This is a genomic window from Citrobacter sp. Igbk 14, from assembly GCF_028069825.1.
Classification (GTDB): domain Bacteria; phylum Pseudomonadota; class Gammaproteobacteria; order Enterobacterales; family Enterobacteriaceae; genus Citrobacter.
In genome coordinates this window covers 1-21,268 of the sequence record NZ_JANEWM010000071.1, presented here as the reverse complement: position 1 = coordinate 21,268, position 21,268 = coordinate 1, and the positions used below count along the sequence as shown (strand labels likewise).

At 51.9% G+C, this 21,268-nt stretch carries 17 protein-coding genes; 14 read left to right on the top strand and 3 right to left on the bottom strand.

The genetic code is table 11. From position 1 onward, the window contains the following. Nucleotides 1-245 precede the first annotated feature (245 nt). The 6 genes from NNN64_RS20290 to opgB all read left to right on the top strand — a co-directional run bounded on the left by NNN64_RS20290 (nucleotide 246) and on the right by opgB (nucleotide 5,984). Complete coding sequence (locus NNN64_RS20290) at nucleotides 246-1,022, top strand: threonine/serine ThrE exporter family protein (protein WP_101742995.1); 777 nt, start codon at nucleotides 246-248, stop codon at nucleotides 1,020-1,022. Then, nucleotides 1,013-1,486, top strand: coding sequence for a threonine/serine exporter (locus tag NNN64_RS20285; RefSeq protein WP_271442551.1), 474 nt, complete (start codon nucleotides 1,013-1,015; stop codon nucleotides 1,484-1,486). The genes NNN64_RS20290 and NNN64_RS20285 overlap by 10 nt, the downstream gene beginning before the upstream one ends. A 122-nt stretch (nucleotides 1,487-1,608) precedes the next feature. Beyond that, on the top strand, nucleotides 1,609-2,148 hold the full coding sequence (gene dnaT, locus NNN64_RS20280) for a primosomal protein DnaT (RefSeq protein WP_271442550.1): 540 nt from the start codon (nucleotides 1,609-1,611) through the stop codon (nucleotides 2,146-2,148). A 2-nt stretch (nucleotides 2,149-2,150) separates the two neighbouring features. Then, on the top strand, nucleotides 2,151-2,888 hold the full coding sequence (dnaC, locus tag NNN64_RS20275) for a DNA replication protein DnaC (RefSeq protein ID WP_003019133.1): 738 nt from the start codon (nucleotides 2,151-2,153) through the stop codon (nucleotides 2,886-2,888). 70 nt (nucleotides 2,889-2,958) lie between these two features. Next, nucleotides 2,959-3,450 carry a DUF2501 domain-containing protein gene (locus NNN64_RS20270; RefSeq protein ID WP_271442549.1) on the top strand — a complete coding sequence of 164 codons (492 nt, stop codon included), beginning with the start codon at nucleotides 2,959-2,961 and terminating at the stop codon, nucleotides 3,448-3,450. A gap of 242 nt (nucleotides 3,451-3,692) precedes the next feature. Next, a complete protein-coding gene (gene opgB, locus NNN64_RS20265) occupies nucleotides 3,693-5,984 on the top strand; it encodes a phosphatidylglycerol--membrane-oligosaccharide glycerophosphotransferase (protein WP_271442548.1) in 2,292 nt (763 codons plus the stop codon). 103 nt (nucleotides 5,985-6,087) lie between these two features. On the opposite strand, the gene NNN64_RS20260 is transcribed toward opgB, so the two are convergent. Together NNN64_RS20260 and NNN64_RS20255 are read right to left on the bottom strand one after the other, a co-directional pair. Beyond that, nucleotides 6,088-7,533 carry a tagaturonate reductase gene (locus NNN64_RS20260; RefSeq protein ID WP_271442547.1) on the bottom strand — a complete coding sequence of 482 codons (1,446 nt, stop codon included), beginning with the start codon at nucleotides 7,531-7,533 and terminating at the stop codon, nucleotides 6,088-6,090. Between the two features lie 13 nt (nucleotides 7,534-7,546). Further along, nucleotides 7,547-8,569, bottom strand: a complete 1,023-nt coding sequence (locus NNN64_RS20255) for a zinc-binding alcohol dehydrogenase family protein (RefSeq protein WP_271442546.1) — start codon at nucleotides 8,567-8,569, stop codon at nucleotides 7,547-7,549. 138 nt (nucleotides 8,570-8,707) lie between these two features. Between NNN64_RS20255 and NNN64_RS20250 the strand changes: the two genes are divergently transcribed. The 3 genes from NNN64_RS20250 (at nucleotide 8,708) to NNN64_RS20240 (ending at nucleotide 11,780) form a co-directional block, all read left to right on the top strand. Next, nucleotides 8,708-9,622, top strand: coding sequence for a GntR family transcriptional regulator (locus NNN64_RS20250; RefSeq protein WP_271442545.1), 915 nt, complete (start codon nucleotides 8,708-8,710; stop codon nucleotides 9,620-9,622). Nucleotides 9,623-9,837: 215 nt separating this feature from the next. Further along, entirely contained in the window at nucleotides 9,838-11,199 is a 1,362-nt protein-coding gene (locus tag NNN64_RS20245) for an MFS transporter (protein WP_271442544.1), read from the top strand. Nucleotides 11,200-11,264: 65 nt separating this feature from the next. Further along, the gene (locus tag NNN64_RS20240) at nucleotides 11,265-11,780 is read left to right on the top strand and encodes a GNAT family N-acetyltransferase (protein WP_271442552.1); all 516 of its coding nucleotides are present in this window, start codon (nucleotides 11,265-11,267) and stop codon (nucleotides 11,778-11,780) included. 239 nt (nucleotides 11,781-12,019) lie between these two features. Here NNN64_RS20240 and tsr read toward each other — a convergent pair whose 3' ends face one another. Continuing rightward, complete coding sequence (gene tsr / locus NNN64_RS20235) at nucleotides 12,020-13,684, bottom strand: methyl-accepting chemotaxis protein (RefSeq protein ID WP_271442543.1); 1,665 nt, start codon at nucleotides 13,682-13,684, stop codon at nucleotides 12,020-12,022. 355 nt (nucleotides 13,685-14,039) lie between these two features. On the opposite strand from tsr, the gene btsT reads away from it, so the two are divergent. The 5 genes from btsT to NNN64_RS20210 all read left to right on the top strand — a co-directional run. Then, the gene (gene btsT / locus NNN64_RS20230; protein WP_115601038.1) at nucleotides 14,040-16,190 is read left to right on the top strand and encodes a pyruvate/proton symporter BtsT; all 2,151 of its coding nucleotides are present in this window, start codon (nucleotides 14,040-14,042) and stop codon (nucleotides 16,188-16,190) included. A 105-nt stretch (nucleotides 16,191-16,295) separates the two neighbouring features. Further along, nucleotides 16,296-16,490, top strand: a complete 195-nt coding sequence (locus tag NNN64_RS20225; RefSeq protein WP_003830038.1) for a YbdD/YjiX family protein — start codon at nucleotides 16,296-16,298, stop codon at nucleotides 16,488-16,490. A gap of 12 nt (nucleotides 16,491-16,502) precedes the next feature. Continuing rightward, nucleotides 16,503-17,459, top strand: coding sequence for a GTPase (gene yjiA / locus NNN64_RS20220; protein ID WP_271442542.1), 957 nt, complete (start codon nucleotides 16,503-16,505; stop codon nucleotides 17,457-17,459). A gap of 303 nt (nucleotides 17,460-17,762) precedes the next feature. Next, nucleotides 17,763-20,108 carry a type I restriction-modification system subunit M gene (locus NNN64_RS20215; RefSeq protein ID WP_271442541.1) on the top strand — a complete coding sequence of 782 codons (2,346 nt, stop codon included), beginning with the start codon at nucleotides 17,763-17,765 and terminating at the stop codon, nucleotides 20,106-20,108. After that, nucleotides 20,108-21,268 (top strand): restriction endonuclease subunit S (locus NNN64_RS20210; RefSeq protein WP_271442540.1); only part of this gene is annotated, 1,161 nt, incomplete at its 3' end. The genes NNN64_RS20215 and NNN64_RS20210, both read left to right, overlap by 1 nt.

Below are 21,268 nucleotides of genomic sequence, written 5' to 3'. Positions count from 1 at the left end.
AGTACATTCATTGTACAATTAAAATAACTACATTAAATTATTAGCATTCCTTACGTAATTACTGTTCACCGCAGAAAATTTAGCCCTGGCTCAAGCGTGGGTCCACGATACGATTCCCTGCAACCTCCGAGTGACCTGTTTTTTTCAACACAAAGATTGATCTTATCCAGAGCCAACGGACTCACGCTTCATGATAAAAAGAAGATATTCTTCATTAAGAGAGCATCTTTTAGTCAGAGCGAGCTATGCAAACAGAGCAGTCGTCACAAAGAACGGTTACACGGTTATGTATACAATGCGGGCTTTTTTTACTGCAACATGGCGCAGAAAGTGCGTTAGTCGATGAACTTTCCACCCGCCTGGGTCTGGCGCTTGGGATGGACAGTGTAGAAAGTGCCATATCATCGAATGCCATCGTGCTGACGACGATCAAAGACGGACAATGCCTGACATCGACCCGAAAAAATCAGGATCGTGGCATCAATATGCACGTCGTGACGGAAGTGCAACACATCGTTATTTTGGCAGAACATAATCTGCTGGATGAAAAAGGGGTAGAGAAACGGTTTAACCAAATCAAACCGCTGCGCTATCCCAGATGGCTGGTTGCGTTCATGGTCGGATTGTCCTGTGCCTGCTTTTGTAAGCTCAATAACGGCGGCTGGGATGGCGCGATGATCACCTTCTTCGCCAGCATGATTGCCATGTACATTCGCCAGATCCTGGCTTCCCGGCATTTGCATCCACAAATCAACTTTTGTATCACCGCTTTTGTGGCAACCACCATATCCGGGCTACTGCTTACGCTACCGACGTTTAATCACACGCCAACTGTAGCCATGGCCGCCAGCGTGCTGTTACTGGTTCCCGGTTTTCCGTTGATCAATTCGGTTGCGGATATGTTTAAAGGACACATTAACACCGGCCTCGCTCGCTGGGCGATTGCCAGTCTGCTTACGCTGGCAACCTGTATTGGCGTGGTGATGTCTATGACCTTATGGGGGCTTCGCGGATGGGCGTGATCGATTTTATTTTGGCACTCATACAGGACATGATCCTTTCTGCCATCCCGGCAGTAGGATTTGCCATGGTCTTTAATGTTCCACATCGGGCGCTTCCCTGGTGTGCGTTGTTGGGTGCCCTGGGACACGGTTCCCGAATGGTTATGATGACCGCTGGATTCAACATCGAATGGTCCACCTTTATGGCCTCGTTGCTGGTAGGCTGCATTGGGATCCAGTGGTCACGATGGTATCTGGCACATCCGAAAGTCTTCACCGTTGCGGCAGTGATCCCTATGTTTCCAGGGATCTCCGCCTACACCGCCATGATATCCGCCGTAAAGATCGGTCATTTCGGCTATAGCGAAGCGCTGATGATCACCCTGCTGACCAACTTCCTGAAAGCATCATCGATTGTAGGCGCACTCTCAATTGGGCTTTCCGTGCCAGGATTATGGCTGTATCGCAAACGTCCGCGCGTGTAACGAGTGAACCTGTTTACCCCTTTGCAGATGGGGGAACCTTCCCTCATCTGCTGCTCTCCTCTTTCTCTGTGTTACTATAAAAGCAGTCCCTTCTCGGTTGTTGTTCAGTATTGAGAAACATTATGTCCTGCAAAATTTTGACTCCGGACGTCATCAGTATTGACGCCTTATTACACGATCACAACGCGGTGCTGGCGAAGTCGGCGGCTGGCGCTGTGGCTGTTTTTGCCAATAATGCGCCTGCTTTTTACGCCGTAACCCCAGCACGACTGGCAGAGTTACTGGCGCTTGAAGAGAAGCTGTCACGCCCGGGAAGCGATGTAACCTTAGATGCCCAATTCTATGAAGAGCCGCAAGCGGTACCGGTTGCCGTGCCAATGGGTAAATTTGCGATGTACGCTGACTGGCAGCCAGATGCTGACTTCCAGCGTCAGGCGGCGTTATGGGGAGTGGCGCTAAGAGAGCCCGTCACCGCAGAAGAACTGGCTTCATTTGTTGCCTACTGGCAAGCCGAAGGCAAAGTCTTTCACCATATCCAGTGGCAGCAAAAACTGGCACGCAGCATACAAATAGGCCGGGCCAGCAATGGCGGGATGCCCAAGCGCGATGTTAACAGTGTCAGCGAACCTGACAGCCATATTCCACCAGGTTTTAGGGGATAACGATGAAAAACGTTGGCGACCTGATGAAACGTTTGCAAAAAATGATGCCACCCAATGTTGAGCCGGCCTTCAAAACAGGCGAGGAGCTGCTGGCGTGGCAAAAGGAGCAAGGTGAAATTCGTGCCGCTGCATTGGCGCGTGAGAATCGGGCCATGAAAATGCAAAGGACCTTCAACCGTTCCGGTATCCGCCCACTACACCAGAACTGCTCGTTCGAGAACTATCGTGTCGAGTGCGAAGGTCAGATGAACGCCCTAAGCAAAGCCCGCCAATACGTTGAAGAATTTGACGGCAACATCGCCAGTTTTATCTTCTCCGGCAAACCTGGTACGGGTAAAAACCATCTTGCCGCTGCCATCTGCAACGAACTGCTGCTACGCGGCAAGTCGGTACTGATTATTACCGTGGCCGATATCATGTCGGCGATGAAAGAGACATTCAGCAATCGTGAGACCAGTGAAGAGCAACTGCTCAACGATCTCAGCAATGTGGATCTCCTGGTGATCGACGAGATCGGCATGCAGACAGAATCCCGCTACGAGAAAGTGATCATCAACCAGATTGTCGATCGCCGTTCGTCGTCTAAACGTCCAACCGGCATGTTAACAAACAGCAATATGGATGAAATGAACAAACTGCTCGGCGAACGGGTGATGGATCGTATGCGTCTGGGCAACAGCCTGTGGGTGATCTTTAACTGGGAAAGCTACCGGAGTCGGGTCACCGGCAAAGAGTATTAGCGTATTGGGAACACTCCTAAGACAGCCAGCGCTATACTGCGCTGAAAATGCATAACACGAGTTACACATAATGATGAAAACTACCAAACGTCTGCTGTGCTGCGCGGTTGCCGCCAGCACACTCATCTCCACCAGCGTTTTTGCCGCATCCTGGCAAGATTCGCTCTCTAGTGCGGCCAGCGAACTGAGCAAACAAAGTTCCACCTCGCAGGGCAGTTCCTCGATTTCTTCCCTGACCAGCCTGTTAAATGGCAGCAATCAGTCTCTGACGTCCAGCAGCATGAATAACGCAGCAGGGATTCTGGAATACTGTGCAAAACAGAAACTGGCTTCGGTCACTGACGCGCAAAACGTCAAAAACCAGGTGCTGGATAAACTGGGTCTGAGCACGGCTGAACAGAAAAAAGATACCAACTATCTGGATGGTATTCAGGGAATGCTCAATACCAAAGATGGTCAGCAGCTTAACCTGAGCAACATTGGCAGCACACCGCTGGCCGAGAAGGTCAAAACCAAGGCCTGCGATCTGGTATTAAAACAGGGTATGAACTTCATTTCCTGATGCAACAAATGCCGCGCCCCGGCCATTTCACCACCGGCGCGGCATCAATCAATTCCACGAAAATATTTTCATACCAAATGAGTAGTGATTGCCCGCAAAAACCCGCGTATCTAAACCAATTCTGAATAACAACCTCATTTAATGTCACTACAATTGCAGCAATATAACAACGCTATTACATTGTACTCTCAAAAAATGATTAGCCTGCCAGGCAATTGCCTGGTATTACTGAGGATAGACCGTTGTCAGAATTGCTCTCCATCACTCTGTTTCTCGCTTCGGTACTGATTTATGCCTGGAAAGCGGGTCGCAACACCTGGTGGTTCGCCGCCACGTTAACGGTGCTGGGGATCTTTATTGTCTTAAACATCACGCTGTATGCCAGTGACTATTTCACAGGCGACGGTATCAACGATGCGGTCCTGTATACCCTGACCAACAGCCTGACTGGCGCGGGTATCGGAAAATATATCCTGCCGGGCGTTGGGATCGCCCTGGCGCTGACCACCGTTTTTGTCACGCTGGGCTGGATACTGCGCCGCCGTCGCCATCATCCGCATCATGTCGGTTACAGTCTGCTGGCCCTGCTGCTGGCGCTGGCTTCCGTTGATGCCAGCCCGGCTTTCCACCAAATAACTGAACTGGTCAAATCCCAGTCACGCGATGGCGATCCCGATTTTGCGACCTATTACAAAGAGCCATCAAAAACGATCCCCAATCCGAAGCTGAATCTGGTTTATATCTACGGCGAAAGTCTGGAGCGTACTTATTTTAACAACGATGCCTTCCCGGACCTGACCCCGGAACTCGGCACGTTGAAAAACGAAGGTCTGGATTTCAGCAACACCATGCAACTGCCGGGTACGGATTACACCATCGCCGGCATGGTCGCCTCACAGTGTGGCATTCCGCTGTTTGCGCCATTTGAAGGCAACGCCTCAGCATCGGTTTCCAGCTTCTTCCCCAACAACATCTGTCTGGGCGATATCCTGAAGAACTCCGGTTATCAGAACTATTTTGTGCAGGGTGCAAACCTGCGCTTTGCCGGGAAAGATGTATTCCTGAAATCTCACGGATTTGATTATCTGTACGGCGCTGAAGAGTTAAAGGGCGTCGTTGCAGACCCCGCTTATCGTAACGACTGGGGCTTTTATGATGATACCGTACTGGATGAAGCGTGGAAAAAATTCGAAGATCTGTCACGCTCAGGGCAGCGTTTTTCACTGTTTACCCTGACCGTCGATACTCATCATCCGGACGGTTTCATCTCACGCAGCTGTAACCGTAAGCGTTATGATATTGACGGTAAAACCAACCAGTCCTTCAGTGCGGTCAGTTGCAGCCAGGAAAATATCGCCGAGTTTATTAATAAAATTAAAGCCTCACCGTGGTTTAAAGATACCGTGATCGTCGTCTCTTCCGATCATCTGGCAATGAACAACACCGCATGGAAGTATCTCAACAAGCAGGATCGTAACAACCTGTTCTTCGTGCTACGCGGCGATCAACCCCAACAGGAGACGCTGGCGGTGAAGCGTAATACCATGGATAACGGTGCCACCGTACTGGATATTCTGGGCGGCGACAATTTTATCGGTCTTGGACGCAGCAGCTTGTCCAGCGAATCCGTATCGGAAGTGTTCCTGAACATCAAAGAGAAAATGCTGGCGTGGAAGCCCAACATCATCCGTTTATGGAATTTCCCGAAAGAGATGAAAACATTCACCATCGATCGGGACAAAGAGATGATCTCTTTCTCAGGGAGTCATTTCCGCCTGCCGCTGCTGCTCCGAGTATCGGATCAGCGCGTCGAACCACTGCCGGAAAGTGAATATTCAGCCCCACTGCGCTTCCAGCTGGCTGATTTCGCCCCGCGCGACAACTTTGTCTGGATAGACCGCTGTTACAAAATGGCGCAGCTGTGGGCACCGGAACTGGCACTCTCCACCGACTGGTGCGTATCACAGGGGCAACTGGGCGGGCAGCAGATCGTACAGCATGTCGATAAAGCCAACTGGAAAGGGAAGACGACATTTAAAGACACGGTCATCGACATCGAACGCTATAAAGGTAACGTCGATACACTAAAAATTGTCGATAACGATATTCGCTACAAAGCTGACAGCTTCATTTTCAACGTAGCGGGCGCGCCGGAAGAGGTGAAACAGTTTAGCGGAATTTCACGCCCTGAATCCTGGGGGCGCTGGTCTAACGCACAGCTGAGCGAAGAGGTGAAAATCGAATACAAGGCTCCGTTGCCGAAGAAATTCGATCTGGTTATCACCGCGAAAGCCTTTGGTGACAACGCTAACCGCCCTATTCCCGTACGCGTCGGCAACCAGGAACAAACGCTGGTATTAAGTCAGGATGTCAGCACAACCATATTGCACTTTGATAACCCGACATCCGCCGACACGCTGGTGATTGTCCCACCCGATCCCGTCGCTACCAACGAGGGCAACATTCTGGGTCACTCGCCGCGTAAGCTGGGGATCGGGATGGTTGAAATCAAAGTGGTTGCTCAGGGCTCGTGACATGAAGTGCTGATCGTGCTTCGCTTATCGGCCTACCGCTAACCACCGTTATTGTCTGAAAAAAAACAGCGCCCAACACCGCACCGGGCGCTGCATGGCAACCTTATTCCAGAGTGTTTACTGCCTGACGCATCCCTTGCACCAGAATACTTTCCATATTTGCCGTCACCTGTGCAGCTAACCCTGGCAGCAATGTAAGATCTTCCCCCCAGTGAGCCGCATCGCCGAGCACAGTGTCCACCAGTTCACGCAGCGTCAGATCGTTGCCGACTCGCGGCCACAGACTGGCATACAGGCTTATCCACTGCTCATCATCCTGTAGTGGGTAGCGTTCGCCCGCGCGTTCCCCGCGATAAAATGCCAACAATGCAGCAAGTGCAAACGTTAACCGTACAGGCCAGCGCCCATTCTGCTGACCAGCCAGCAGTTGTGGTAAAATACGGGTACGGAATTTTGTCATGCCATTCAGCGCGATGGAAAGCAGTTGATGGCGAATATAGGGGTTCTGAAAACGCCCACTCACGGCGCTGGCAAACTCACGCAGTTCATCAGCCGGAAGATCCAGAACCGGGATAATTTCCTCGCCAATTGCCTGCTCAACAAAGCGACGCACGTCAGCATCCTGCATTGCCTCCCCCACGGTATCCAGCCCACACAACCAGGCGACTGGCACCAGCGCCGTATGTGCACCGTTTAGAATGGCAACCTTACGCTCTTTATACGGCTTGATATCGCTCACCACGCGGATGTTCAGCGGGCACTGCGCCAGTTTCAGCTCCCCGGCCAACCACTCTGGCCCCTGAATAACAAACAGGTAAAAATGTTCAGCGGTATCGAGAAAGGCATCGTGATAGCCCAGCGTCTCTTCCAGCGTAGCAGCCTCCTCTCGTGGGTAGCCGGTAACAATGCGGTCCACCAGCGTGGAGCAGAAGGTATTCGCTGTTTCCACCCAATCGGCAAACGCCGGAGGAAGCTGCCAGGCCTGCGCATATTGCAACACCAGGGCTTTAAGCGCTTCACCGTTATAGTCGATAAGCTCACAAGGAATAATTACCCAACCTTTATCCACCGCACCAGCAAAGTGGTTAAAACGCTCCAGCAGCAGACGCGTCAGTTTGGCTGGAAAGCTGATCGGTGGCACATCATCAACCTTGTCGGCTGCGTGATAGCTAATCCCGGCTTCGGTGGTATTTGAAAACACAAAGCGAATATCCGCATTGTGCGCCAGCGCCAGATACGCGGCAAAGTCCTGATACGGATTGATCTCGTTATTGACCGAGCGGATCAGTCGCGCTTCGCTCACTGCATCACCCTGTTCGTTCAGGCCACGAATAAGCGTGGTATACAGCCCATCCTGAGTGTTCAACGACGGTGGAAAATCGGTATTGATCGGGCGAACAAGAGTGACACCCGCCTGCAGATCCGTTTTCTCGTTCAGGATATCCAGTTGCCAGTCAACAAACGCACGCAGGAAGTTTCCTTCGCCAAACTGGATCACGCGTGTTGGATAGCAGCGCCCTGGAAAGTCACGTCGATTCAATGTTTTCATCACACTCTCCCTATCAGAACGTAATCACGCCTTTAATCAGCTCACGGTTGTTGATCACATCCCGTTCATAGATCTCTGCCAACGTATCAAACGCATAGCGGTGCGTGAGCATCATGTCAGCCGTCAGTTTGCCTTCCGACATCAGACGCCCCACTTTGGCGAAATCTTCCGGTGTGGCGTTACGGCTGCCCATCATGGTGGTTTCTTTCTTGTGAAACTCGGGATCGGAGAACTGTAAATCACCTTTGAACAGCCCGACAAAAACGATGCTGCCGCCGTGGCGAATCAAATTCACCGTGTTGTTCATCGCGTGCTGATTCCCCGTAGCATCAATGACTTTTTGCGCCAGCGAACCGCCAAACTGTGTGCGTAACTGCGCATCAAAATCTGCAGCGGACGGATCGATAACCGGAAGCCCTAATCGGGAAACAACATGCTCTCTGCGTGCTGGGCTGGTATCCGCAACAACCACCTGCGCACCATCTGCTTTGGCGATCGCCGCGGCACCGAGACCAATCGGACCTGCACCGACAACAAGAACATGTTCGCCAGGTACCACCGCCGCCCGACGCACCGCATGGGCGCTAATGGCATAAGGTTCGATCAATGCCGCGGCATGCGGATCAATCCCCTGTGCATCCAGTAGATTCGTTACCGGAACGGATAAGTACTCGCTAAAGCCACCATCCTGGTGCACACCAATCACCGAAATCTTCTCGCAGCAGTTGGTACGCCCGCTCTGGCACGCCGGACACTGCTGGCACGCGACGTAAGGAATAACAGCTACCTGCTGACCATTTTTCAGATCTTGTATATTTTTCCCCAGCCCGACAATTTCCCCACATATTTCATGGCCTAACACACGTGGATAGCTGAAAAAAGGTTGGTTCCCGCCCCAGGCATGAATATCCGTTCCGCAAATCCCTACGGATTTAATTTTAATTAATGCTTCACCCTCACCCGGAATAGGTATTTCGCGTTCTTTCCAGACTAATTTTTTAGGTTCCTGGCAAATCAACGTATTCATCGTAGACATGACTCTGCTCTCCTGTTTTTTTTGTTGCCTCAGATATCAACGAAAATAAAAACACCGGAGAAAGCGGAAACATAATCTGTGAATCTCAACGCATAAAAATGTTTTAAATCGGGTTTTAATAGGCAAAAAGGAGAAGCCATGAGCCGTTCGCAGAACTTACGCCACAATGTGATTAACCAAATAATTGATGATATGGCGCGTGGTCATATCCCTTCCCCTTTGCCTTCGCAAAGCGCACTGGCAGAAATGTACAACATCAGCCGGACCACCGTGCGCCACATGCTGAGCCATTTAGGTGAATGCGGCGTACTGACGCAAGTCGGTAGCCACTACGTGATCGTACGTAAACCGAACCATGATGACGGTTTTTCGTGTACTACAGCGTCAATGACCGAGCAAAACCGGATTTTTGAGCAGGCGTTTTTCACCATGATTAACCAGCGCCAACTGCGTGCGGGTGAAAGCTTCTCTGAACTGCAACTGGCCAGAGCCGCAGGCGTCAGTCCGGTCGTTGTACGGGAATATCTTTTAAAATTCGAGCGTTACAATCTGATTAAAAATGAAAAGCGCGGTCAGTGGAGCATGAAGCAGTTCGATCAGGCCTACGCCGAGCAGTTGTTCGAACTACGAGAAATGCTGGAGACTCACTCTCTGCAACATTTCCTCAACCTGCCTGACGATGATCCTCGCTGGCTGCAGGCCAAAACGCTGCTGGAGCGCCACCGGATACTGCGTGACAGCATCGGCAGTAGCTTTCGCATGTTCTCGCAACTGGACCGGGAATTCCATGCCCTACTGCTTTCCGCAGCCGATAATATATTTTTTAATCAGTCACTTGAGATTATTTCTGTGATTTTCCACTTCCACTATCAGTGGGATGAAAGCGACCTCAAGCAACGCAATATCATTGCCATCGATGAACATATGACCATCCTCAGCGCGCTGATTTGCCGCAGTGACCTGGATGCTACCCTGGCGCTTTGTAACCATTTGAATTCAGCCAAACAATCGATGATTCGCTCCATCAACCAACGTTGCCATAATGCTTATTAAGAACAGATTAAAAACAGCAAACCATTACCGGGAGCACGGTTTTATAAAAATAAAAACGCCAGAAAAATACCTCTTGCCTATGCTCACGCTAAGTCGACTGCATTAAAAAACTTTCGTGAGCGGTGATGAAAAAATTGATTTATCACCGGTACTTTTTCAATACAGCACAGCCAATCACTGTGTAAAAATAAATTATTGAGGTTCAGGAGTCCGGCGTGGAAAAAAATAATATTACCCTCGACCCGAGTTCTTCGTTTGGCACCTCGTCATCTGCGGATATTAATGTTCCGCCAGAAGGCATGGTGCAACGCAGTAGTCGAATAAAGCGCATTCAGACCACAGCAATGATTTTATTATTTTTTGCTGCGGTGATTAATTACCTCGACCGCAGTTCACTGTCGGTAGCAAACTTAACTATTCGCGAAGAACTGGGACTCAGCGCCACACAAATCGGCGTGCTGCTGTCGGTCTTTTCTCTCGCATATGGTATTGCGCAACTTCCCTGCGGCCCGCTGCTGGATCGTAAAGGTCCGCGCATCATGCTGGGACTGGGGATGTTCTTCTGGTCGCTGTTCCAGGCGATGTCTGGCATGGTGCACAGCTTCACCCAGTTTGTGTTGGTACGTATTGGGATGGGGATTGGTGAAGCACCAATGAACCCATGTGGCGTAAAGGTCATCAACGACTGGTTTAACATCAAAGAACGCGGTCGTCCGATGGGGTTATTCAACGCCGCTTCAACGATCGGGGTGGCCATTAGTCCGCCTATTCTGGCTGCCATGATGCTGGTCATGGGCTGGCGCTGGATGTTCATCACCATCGGTGTGCTGGGTATTTTCCTCGCTATCGGCTGGTACATGCTGTACCGCAACCGCGAACAGATTGAACTGAGCGCCACCGAGCAGGCGTACCTGAACGCCGGCAGTGTCAACGCGCGTCGCGATCCTTTGAGCTTTGCCGAATGGCGCAGCCTGTTCCGCAACCGCACCATGTGGGGCATGATGCTGGGCTTTAGCGGTATCAACTACACGGCATGGTTATATCTGGCCTGGCTGCCTGGTTATCTGCAAACGTCCTACAACCTGGATTTAAAAAGCACCGGATTAATGGCGGCGATCCCGTTCCTGTTTGGCGCAGCCGGGATGTTGATCAACGGTTTTGTCACCGACTGGCTGGTGAAAGGCGGTATGGCGCCGATTAAGAGCCGTAAGATTTGTATTATCGCCGGGATGTTCTGCTCCGCTGCCTTCACGTTTGTCGTGCCACAGGCAACAACATCAATGGCTGCGGTACTCCTGATCGGTATGGCGCTGTTCTGCATTCACTTCGCCGGCACTTCCTGCTGGGGGTTGATCCACGTCGCTGTCGCTTCACGCATGACCGCCTCTGTGGGCAGTATCCAGAACTTTGCCAGCTTTATCTGCGCGTCCTTCGCGCCGATCGTTACCGGCTTTATTGTGGATACCACCAACTCTTTCCGCCTGGCGCTGATCATCTGCGGTTGCGTCACCATGGTAGGCGCGCTCGCCTATATCTTCCTGGTTCGTCAGCCAATCAGCGACCCACGTCAGGAGTGATGCTCTGTAAGGGGCCGGTAATCGTACATTACCGGACCTGCGCCAAAGCCCGCTATACTGCCTCCATGAAAATCACTTTCCGCCCCACAACCCAGGTCGATACCCCAATCCTGCCGGACATAGAACACTCCGCAGGACAGCGCTTCCTGCGCATTCCTTCACTGGCATGGCTCGCCGATGGTCACACCGTTACGCTCTCCCAACATCAGCACTATGTTGACAACGAGATGAGCTGGCTGGCACTGGCAGACAACTCTCCCGTTGGCTTTTTGCTGGCAGAACCGATTGCATCATCGCTGTTTATTGCTGAAGTTTCTCTGCATCTGGGCTGGCAGGGGAAAGGGATTGGTCGGGGGTTGATTCGCTACGTCGCTGAACAGGCGCGGGAAAAAGGGTATGCATCACTCACACTGACCACCTTTCGCGATGTGCCATGGAACGCGCCCTTCTACGCCGGTCTGGGGTTTGAGATGCTGACAGATGAGGCGCTTTCTACACCACTGCGCCAGAAAAGAGAAGAAGAAGCAGCGCACGGCCTGGCGTTTGAATCACGCTGCGCCATGCGCCTGATATTGCGCTAATTGCCCGATGGCAGCTACGCCTTATCGGGCCTACGTAACCTTTCCCCGTAGGCCCGATAAGCGACAGCACCATCCGGCAACTACGTAACCTTTCCCCCGTAGGCCGGATAAGCGCCAGCACCATCCGGCAACTACGTAACCTTTCCCCATAGGCCGGATAAGCGCCAGCATCATCCGGCAACTACGTAACCTTTCCCCGTAGGCCGGATAAGCGCCAGCGCCATCCGGCATCACAAGGCTTAGAACGTTTCCCAGTTATCACCGGCATCCGCTACCGCGGCTTTGCGTGGCTGTACGGTTGCTGGCGCGGGTTTTGCGGTCGCAACATCACGAGCACGCTGTTGATCATGCTGAATACGGAACACCGCAACGGCCTGAGTCAGACGGCTGGCCTGTTCTTCCAATGCGGCAGCGGCAGCAGCGGATTCTTCCACCAGCGAGGCGTTCTGCTGCGTCACGCGATCCATCTCAGCAACGGCCAGGCCCACCTGGTCGATACCGCGGCTCTGTTCATCAGAAGCCGAAGCGATTTCACCCATGATATCGGTCACACGGGTCACCGCATTAACGATCTCATCCATGGTTTCACCGGCGCTTTCTACCAGCGTTGAACCCACATCGACACGACTTACTGAATCTTCAATCAGGCTTTTGATTTCGCGGGCAGCCTGCGCACTGCGCTGGGCCAGGTTACGGACTTCACCCGCCACCACCGCAAACCCACGCCCCTGCTCACCTGCGCGCGCAGCTTCTACTGCGGCGTTCAACGCCAGGATGTTGGTCTGGAAAGCAATGCCGTCGATCACGCTGATAATGTCGGCAATTTTCTGCGAACTGGAAGCGATATCACGCATGGTTTGCACCACGTTATCCACCACTTTTCCGCCTTTCTGCGCCGTTTCTGAGGCACTCAGCGCAAGATGGCTTGCCTGACGGGCGTTTTCGGCGTTCTGCTTCACGGTGGCCGTCAGCTGTTCCATGCTGGCCGCGGTTTCTTCCAGAGAAGCGGCCTGTTGCTCAGTACGTGAAGAGAGATCGTTGTTACCCATCGCAATCTCGCTGGCACCGCTATAGATAGCGTTAGCGCCATTACGCACATCACCCACGGTGTTCATCAGCTCACCCTGCATATGACGCAGGCTTTCTGCCAGTTGCCCAATCTCGTTGGACCCTTCCACATCAATACGCTTTACCAGATCGCCGCTGGCGATATGGCGAATGCTGTCAATCAGACGGTTCATCGGAGAAATAAGAGAAAGTTTAATACCGAACCAGACCGCGACAATCGCCGCCAGCACGGTAATCAGCACGCACGCCAGTACCCACATCGCCTGGCTGTAAGAGCTGTTGTTATCTTCAACCGCGATGTCATACAGACGGTCATTCTGCTGCATGTAATTGACATATTGCTTCTCAAAACCATCCTGATAGCTTTGCGTCGGTTGATCAAAGAATGCGTTGATCTTCCCTTCACCCAACAGTTGGATCAGCTCCGCCAGCGCACCATGGTAGATGTCATAGGTGCGGTTGATCTCCTGGAAAGCGGCTTCACTTTGACGCGGGTCACGCGGGAGAGACTCATAGACCGCCCAGTTTTTTTCCGTCAGTTTCAGCGCCGTGCTCGCTACCTGCATCAGTTCAGCAACGGTCGCACCGCTGCCGATATTGCTCTGATCCATCATGTAGCGAATACCCGCCCGGTTAAGGGTGTTTCGCGTTTGCAGCAGTTCAACCCAGGTGGCATTCAGCGCAGACTGCTGCTGGCGAATGGTTTGCAGAACGGTAAAGTTCTCTTTGTCATTCTTAAGTGAGTTAAAGAACAACCCGCCCGAGGCCAGTTGTAAAACGCCAAATAGCGCCAATACCAGCAGTAAGCTGGTAACAATCTTCATTCGTTTTAACATGTTTTCTCTTTCCGCTAGACAGATGTCAGAATTTTCGGCCTGGAAAGGGAAAACTTTATGGAATTCGTGCTAACTGAATCGATCTCAGCATCGACGATTCGTCGATGTCCGCAGTCAACCCAGGATCTAAAGGCGTTTATCAGTGATCTCAATCACATAATTATCCCCACTCACCGGCACCAGGAACCGCTCACTGACACTTGGGACCGCTTAAGCTGACATACAACCACTCACTTATTTACCTTACTTTACGCGCGTAACTCTCTGGCAAGATCCTCCCAACATAGCAGTCAACTTATCTCCTCAAACACACAATCAACCCCCCAGCGGCCTCGGCCAATTATTAGGTTTTACTATGGATACGAAAAAGATATTCAAGCACATACCCTGGGTAATTCTCGGAATCATCGGTGCATTCTGCCTCTCGGTAGTGGCATTACGTCGGGGTGAACACATCAGCGCCCTGTGGATCGTGGTCGCCTCTGTTTCCGTTTATCTGGTGGCCTATCGTTACTACAGTCTCTACATCGCTCAAAAGGTGATGAAACTTGACCCGACGCGTGCCACGCCGGCGGTCATCAACAATGATGGTCTGAACTACGTACCAACCAACCGTAACGTGTTGTTCGGTCACCACTTTGCTGCTATCGCAGGTGCAGGTCCGCTGGTTGGGCCGGTACTGGCCGCGCAGATGGGCTACCTGCCCGGTACGCTGTGGCTGCTGGCCGGCGTGGTACTGGCTGGTGCGGTGCAGGACTTCATGGTGCTGTTTATCTCTTCACGCCGTAACGGCGCCTCTCTGGGTGAGATGATCAAAGAAGAGATGGGCCCGGTACCGGGAACCATTGCGCTGTTCGGCTGCTTCTTAATCATGATCATCATCCTCGCGGTACTGGCGTTGATCGTGGTAAAAGCGCTGGCAGAAAGCCCGTGGGGTGTGTTCACCGTCTGCTCAACCGTACCTATCGCGCTATTTATGGGGATCTACATGCGATTCCTGCGCCCAGGACGTGTGGGTGAAGTATCGGTGATTGGTATTGTGCTGCTGGTTGCTTCTATCTACTTCGGCGGTGTGATTGCACACGACCCGTACTGGGGCCCGGCGCTGACCTTTAAAGACACCACCATTACCTTCACCCTGATCGGTTACGCGTTTATCTCCGCGCTGCTGCCGGTATGGCTGATCCTCGCGCCGCGCGACTATCTGGCGACCTTCCTGAAAATTGGCGTTATCGTCGGTCTGGCTGTGGGGATTGTTATCCTCAACCCGGAACTGAAAATGCCGGCAATGACCCAGTATGTTGATGGTACGGGTCCGCTGTGGAAAGGTGCGCTGTTCCCGTTCCTGTTCATCACCATCGCGTGTGGTGCGGTATCTGGCTTCCACGCGCTGATTGCTTCCGGTACCACACCGAAACTGCTGGCCTGTGAAACTGACGCGCGCTTTATCGGTTACGGCGCGATGCTGATGGAATCCTTCGTCGCAATTATGGCGCTGGTTGCGGCTTCCATCATCGAACCGGGCCTGTACTTCGCAATGAACACCCCACCTGCGGGCCTTGGCATCACCATGCCGAACCTGCATGAAATGGGGGGTGAAAATGCACCACTGATTATGGCGCAACTGAAAGACGTTACCGCACATGCGGCGGCAACCGTCAGTTCCTGGGGCTTCGTGATTTCGCCTGAGCAGATCCTGCAAACCGCGAAAGACATCGGTGAACCGTCCGTTCTGAACCGCGCAGGTGGCGCACCAACGCTGGCTGTCGGTATTGCTCACGTGTTCCACAAAGTCCTGCCAATGGCTGACATGGGCTTCTGGTACCACTTCGGTATTCTGTTCGAAGCACTGTTCATCCTGACTGCACTGGATGCAGGTACCCGTTCTGGCCGCTTTATGCTGCAGGATTTACTGGGTAACTTCGTGCCGTTCCTGAAGAAAACTGACTCCCTGGTTGCCGGTGTCGTCGGCACTGCGGGCTGCGTAGGCCTGTGGGGCTACCTGCTGTATCAGGGCGTGGTTGACCCATTGGGCGGCGTTAAGAGCCTGTGGCCGCTGTTCGGTATCTCTAACCAAATGCTGGCGGCTGTGGCGCTGGTTCTGGGCACCGTGGTACTGGTTAAAATGCAGCGTACCAAATACATCTGGGTGACCGTGGTTCCGGCAGTATGGCTGCTGATCTGCACCACCTGGGCGCTGGGTCTGAAACTGTTCAGCACCAACCCGCAGATGGAAGGCTTCTTCTTCATGGCGAATCAGTACAAAGAGAAGATTGCCAACGGTGGCGAACTGACCGCACAGCAGATTGCCAACATGAACCATATCGTCATCAACAACTACACCAACGCAGGCCTGAGTATTCTGTTCCTGGTGGTGGTGTACAGCATCATTTTCTACGGGTTCCGTACCTGGCAGAAAGCCCGCACCATCAACGGTCGCTCTGATAAAGAAACACCGTATGTACCGGTGCCGGAAGGCGGCGTGAAGACCTCTTCACACCACTAAACTGAAGCCGGGTGGCGCAACGCTCCCGGCCTACAAAATGCACTTAACGTAGGCCGGATAAGGCGTAAGCCGCCATCCGGCTTTATTCATTAACAGGACGATAGAATGTTTGGTACTTTAGGTCAGGCAAAAAAGTATCTCGGTCAGGCGGCGAAGATGCTGATTGGCATTCCGGACTACGACAACTACGTCGAACACATGAAGACCAATCATCCCGATAAGCCGTACATGACCTACGAAGAATTCTTCCGCGAGCGCCAGGAAGCCCGCTACGGTAGCGGCGGAAGCAGTTGCTGTTAGAAGGAGAAGTGAATGACCCCGATTGCAGTTACCCTACTCACCGGTTTTCTTGGCGCGGGTAAAACCACCCTGCTGCGCCATATTCTCAACGAGCAGCACGGGTACAAGATTGCCGTGATCGAAAACGAATTCGGCGAAGTCTCGGTGGACGATCAATTGATTGGTGACCGCGCCACACAGATCAAAACCCTGACTAACGGCTGCATTTGCTGTACCCGCTCCAGTGAGCTGGAAGACGCGCTGTTAGACCTGCTCGACAACCTCGACAAAGGCGCGATCAATTTTGACCGTCTGGTTATTGAATGCACCGGCATGGCCGATCCCGGCCCGATTATTCAGACCTTTTTCTCCCATGAGGTGATCTGCGAACGTTACCTGCTGGACGGCGTGATTGCGCTGGTGGATGCAGTACATGCCGACGAGCAGATGAACCAGTTCACCATCGCCCAGTCGCAGGTCGGCTACGCCGACCGCATCCTGCTGACCAAAACCGACGTCGCAGGTGAAAGCGAGAAACTGCGTGAGCGCCTAGCGCGCATCAACGCCCGTGCGCCGGTGTACACCGTGACGCATGGCGATATCGACCTTTCGCTGCTGTTCGATACCAACGGTTTTATGCTGGAAGAGAACGTAGTCAACGCCAAACCGCGCTTCCACTTTATCGCCGACAAGCAAAACGATATATCCTCGATCGTCGTCGAACTGGACTATCCAGTGAACATCAGCGACGTGTCGCGAGTGATGGAAAACCTGCTGCTGGAATCCGCCGAGAAGCTGCTGCGCTACAAAGGCATGCTGTGGATTGACGGCGAACCGAATCGCCTGCTGTTCCAGGGCGTCCAGCGCCTGTACAGCGCCGACTGGGACCGCCCGTGGGGCGACGAACAGCCGCACAGCCAACTGGTGTTTATCGGTATTAATCTGCCGGAAGACGAGATCCGAGCCGCGTTTGCGGGATTGAAGAAGTAACCCCCTGCTGAATTGCCCGGTGGCGCTGCGCTTACCGGGCCTACAAGTTCCGCTTCCCGTAGGCCGGATAAGGCTCAGCCGCCATCCGGCATATCTCCCCAACCGTTTATCGCATTCTTGCAGAGCGAGAATGCTGTTTTTCCTCTCTCCAAAAAACATTCATTAAAATGATCTTTAGCGGTAAATGATCACTATAAATTATAAAAACTCGTTATAAATGATCAACTTACAAATTTCTGGTAAAAAGGAGACTATCTACCCGAAGAAAAAATAAGCCTCTTCACAGAGGCCAGGACAGTTTTTATGACATCAGGAAATTTCTCCCAGACGGCCGCTTTTCTTTGGTCGGTCGCAGACCTGCTGCGCGGCGATTTTAAACAATCGCAGTATGGCCGCATTATTCTCCCCTTCACCCTGCTGCGCCGACTGGAGTGCGTACTCGAAGACAGCAAAGAGGCGGTTCTGGCCCAGACCACAAAAGTTAAAGCAATGAACCTGCCGGAGGAGGCGCAGGAAAAACTGATCCTACGCGCCGCAGATGGTCTGACATTCTTTAACACCTCGCCGATGGATCTCAGCAAAATGGGGCAAAATGGCATCAAGGCCAACCTGGAGAAATACATTCAGTCCTTCTCCACCGATGCCCGTGAGATTTTCGAACACTTCAAGTTCAGCGAGTTTGTCGGCCAACTGGAAGAGGCCAACTTGCTGTATAAGGTGGTGCAAAAGTTTGCAACCGCAGAGTTAAGCCCGAAGGACATTTCGAACCATGATATGGGTCTGGTGTTTGAAGAGTTAATCCGCCGCTTTGCGGAAGGCTCTAACGAAACCGCCGGCGAGCACTTCACCCCGCGTGATATCGTGCGCCTGACCACTTCGCTGGTATTCATCGGCGACGACGACGCGCTCACCAAAGACGGTATTATTCGCACCATCTACGACCCAACGGCGGGCACTGGCGGCTTTCTCTCCTCCGGGATGGAATATCTGCACGAGCTGAACCCTAATGCGGTGATGCGCGCTTTTGGCCAGGAGCTAAACCCGGAGTCATACGCCATCTGTAAAGCAGACATGCTGATTAAAGGCCAGGATGTCAGCCGCATCAAACTCGGCAATACGCTTTCAAACGATCAGCTCCCCGCCGAGAAATTCGATTACATGCTCTCCAACCCACCGTTTGGCGTGGACTGGAAAAAGATCGAAGGCGAGATCAACAGCGAACACGCACAGAAAGGTTTTGACGGACGCTTTGGCCCCGGCCTGCCTCGCGTCTCCGATGGATCCTTACTGTTCCTGCTGCATTTGATCAGCAAAATGCGCGATGCCCACAGCGGCGGCGGGCGCATTGGTATCATCCTTAACGGCTCCCCGCTATTTACCGGCGGCGCAGGCAGCGGCGAAAGCGAGATCCGCCGTTACATCCTCGAAGCTGACCTGCTGGAAGGCATCATCGCCCTGCCAACCGATATGTTCTACAACACCGGTATCGCCACCTACGTGTGGATCCTCTCCAACAAAAAAGCGCCAGAGCGCAAAGACAAAGTCCAGCTCATTGATGGCAGCAACCTGTGCGGCAAAATGCGCAAATCGCTGGGTTCAAAGCGTAATCTGATGGGCGAAGACGATATCCGTCTCATCACCCAAACCTTTGGCGATTTTGAGGCAATAGAGACCACCACGCTGGAAGCGCTGGGGCTGGAGAAAGCGCCGGAGCAAAAATCCAGCCGTGGTCGCCAGTCTGCAACCGCGAAAAGCGAAGCACCGAAAACCTTCGCCAGCAAGCTCTTCCACAGCACCGATTTTGGCTATCGCCGCCTGACCATTGAGCGCCCACTGCGCCTGTCGACACAAATTACCGATGAGGCCATTGCCGCATTACACTTTGCGCCAAAGCCGTTTAACGCGCCGATGGAATGCCTGTTTGACGCATTTGCCGCCCACTGGCAGACAGATAGTTACGGTGATTTCTCTACGTTAGAAGCCGAAGCCCGCGCCATAATCAAAGCCGAGTTTGCCGAGCTGAAAGAGAAGCAAATCAAAGACCTGCTCGACAGCAAGCTGTGGCTGGCGCAGCGCGGATTAATGGAAAAAGCCCGACATATTCAGGCCGCGTTTGGCGATAAGCCTGGCGGCATTTCCGGCGTCAGCGATGACTTTAATCAGTTCCAGACAGACTTAAAAAGCGCGCTGAAAACCGCCGGCGTGAAGCTGGATGCCAAAGAGAACAAGCAGTTTATCGATGCCGTTACCCGCAAAAACCCGGACGCCGCGCCGGTGGTGAAGAAGGTATTAAAAGAAGACGCCCAGCCGCTGTACGGCGCGTTTGCCTATCATGGTCAGGTGGTCGAATTTGAGCAGGACGGCGATCTACGGGATAACGAAAATGTGCCGCTCAATCCCGCCGTTTCTACCACCGATTTGATTGAGAGCTACGTCAAAGCAGAAGTGTTGCCGCACGTAGCAGATGCGTGGATCAACGCCGATAAGCGCGACGCGATTGATGGCGAGATCGGCATTGTCGGCTACGAGATCCCGTTTAACCGTCATTTCTATGTGTACACACCGCCGCGATCGCTGGAGGAGATTGATGCTGATTTAGATGCGGTAAGCGTCGAGATTATGCAACTGCTGCGGGAGGTACACTCCTGATGGCTAAATATAAGGCGTATCCAGAGTATAAGGATTCTGGGGTGGAGTGGTTGGGGGAGATCCCTGCTCATTGGAAAACAGTATCTATAGCTAGGTTATTTTCCAGAAATAAACGAACTGGATACGCAGAAAAGGAATTACTTTCCGTTTATCGGGATTATGGTGTTATACCGAAATCTAGTAGAGATGATAATAATAACAAACCCTCAGAGGATTTATCGCCTTATCAACTAGTTGAACCAGATGATCTAGTGATGAACAAGATGAAAGCTTGGCAGGGATCTATCGCAATCTCAGAATATGAAGGTATCGTTAGCCCTGCATATTTTGTTTACCAACCAAATAAAATATTTTTCGAACAGGCACACCCAAGGTACGTACATTATTTACTTCGTAACCCGATTTACATCACCCAATATTTAAGCCGCTCCAAGGGGATTCGTATAAATCAATGGGACTTAGACCCTGATGAGTTCAGAAATATTGAACTCCTTTTACCAAGTAAGAGTGAGCAGCACAAAATATTCAGTTTTCTTGACCACGAAACTATAAGAATCGACAAGCTTATAGAGAAACAACAACAGCTTATTGAACTCCTAAAAGAAAAACGTCAGGCAGTGATTAGCCATGCGGTGACCAAAGGGCTAAATCCTGATGTACCGATGAAAGCGTCTGGTGTCGAGTGGTTGGGAGAAGTACCTGAACATTGGCAGGTTTTACCAACAAAAAGATTTTTCAAACTAATCACCGAACCCGCAGAAGTTAATAATAAACATGAATTATTATCAGTTTATTCCGCAATAGGAGTTGCTCCTCGCAAAGAACTTGAGCAAAAAGGAAACAAAGCAACAACTACTGACGGCTATTGGCTAGTCAAAGAAGGTGATATTATCGTCAACAAATTACTCGCATGGATGGGGGCAATTGGCTATTCTAATTATAGTGGTGTGACCAGTCCAGCTTACGATATCCTTAGAAAAACAAAAAATATCAACCCCAAATTTTATCATTATTTATTTAGATTAGAGAAAACCCAAAGGGAGTTCAAACGTTGGTCTAGGGGGATTATGGAGGTACGACTACGGTTATATTTTGATGAATTAGGTCAAATTAACATGCCCGTACCATCAAAGGATGAGCAAGATAAAATTGTTATAAAT

Coding starts and splice junctions, on each gene's coding strand:
- NNN64_RS20290 (WP_101742995.1), top strand. CDS start 246: ATGCAAACAGAGCAGTCGTCACAAAGAACGGTTACACGGTTATGTATA.
- NNN64_RS20285 (WP_271442551.1), top strand. CDS start 1,013: ATGGGCGTGATCGATTTTATTTTGGCACTCATACAGGACATGATCCTT.
- dnaT (WP_271442550.1), top strand. CDS start 1,609: ATGTCCTGCAAAATTTTGACTCCGGACGTCATCAGTATTGACGCCTTA.
- dnaC (WP_003019133.1), top strand. CDS start 2,151: ATGAAAAACGTTGGCGACCTGATGAAACGTTTGCAAAAAATGATGCCA.
- NNN64_RS20270 (WP_271442549.1), top strand. CDS start 2,959: ATGATGAAAACTACCAAACGTCTGCTGTGCTGCGCGGTTGCCGCCAGC.
- NNN64_RS20260 (WP_271442547.1), bottom strand. CDS start 7,533: ATGAAAACATTGAATCGACGTGACTTTCCAGGGCGCTGCTATCCAACA.
- NNN64_RS20255 (WP_271442546.1), bottom strand. CDS start 8,569: ATGTCTACGATGAATACGTTGATTTGCCAGGAACCTAAAAAATTAGTC.
- NNN64_RS20250 (WP_271442545.1), top strand. CDS start 8,708: ATGAGCCGTTCGCAGAACTTACGCCACAATGTGATTAACCAAATAATT.
- NNN64_RS20240 (WP_271442552.1), top strand. CDS start 11,265: ATGAAAATCACTTTCCGCCCCACAACCCAGGTCGATACCCCAATCCTG.
- tsr (WP_271442543.1), bottom strand. CDS start 13,684: ATGTTAAAACGAATGAAGATTGTTACCAGCTTACTGCTGGTATTGGCG.
- btsT (WP_115601038.1), top strand. CDS start 14,040: ATGGATACGAAAAAGATATTCAAGCACATACCCTGGGTAATTCTCGGA.
- NNN64_RS20225 (WP_003830038.1), top strand. CDS start 16,296: ATGTTTGGTACTTTAGGTCAGGCAAAAAAGTATCTCGGTCAGGCGGCG.
- yjiA (WP_271442542.1), top strand. CDS start 16,503: ATGACCCCGATTGCAGTTACCCTACTCACCGGTTTTCTTGGCGCGGGT.
- NNN64_RS20215 (WP_271442541.1), top strand. CDS start 17,763: ATGACATCAGGAAATTTCTCCCAGACGGCCGCTTTTCTTTGGTCGGTC.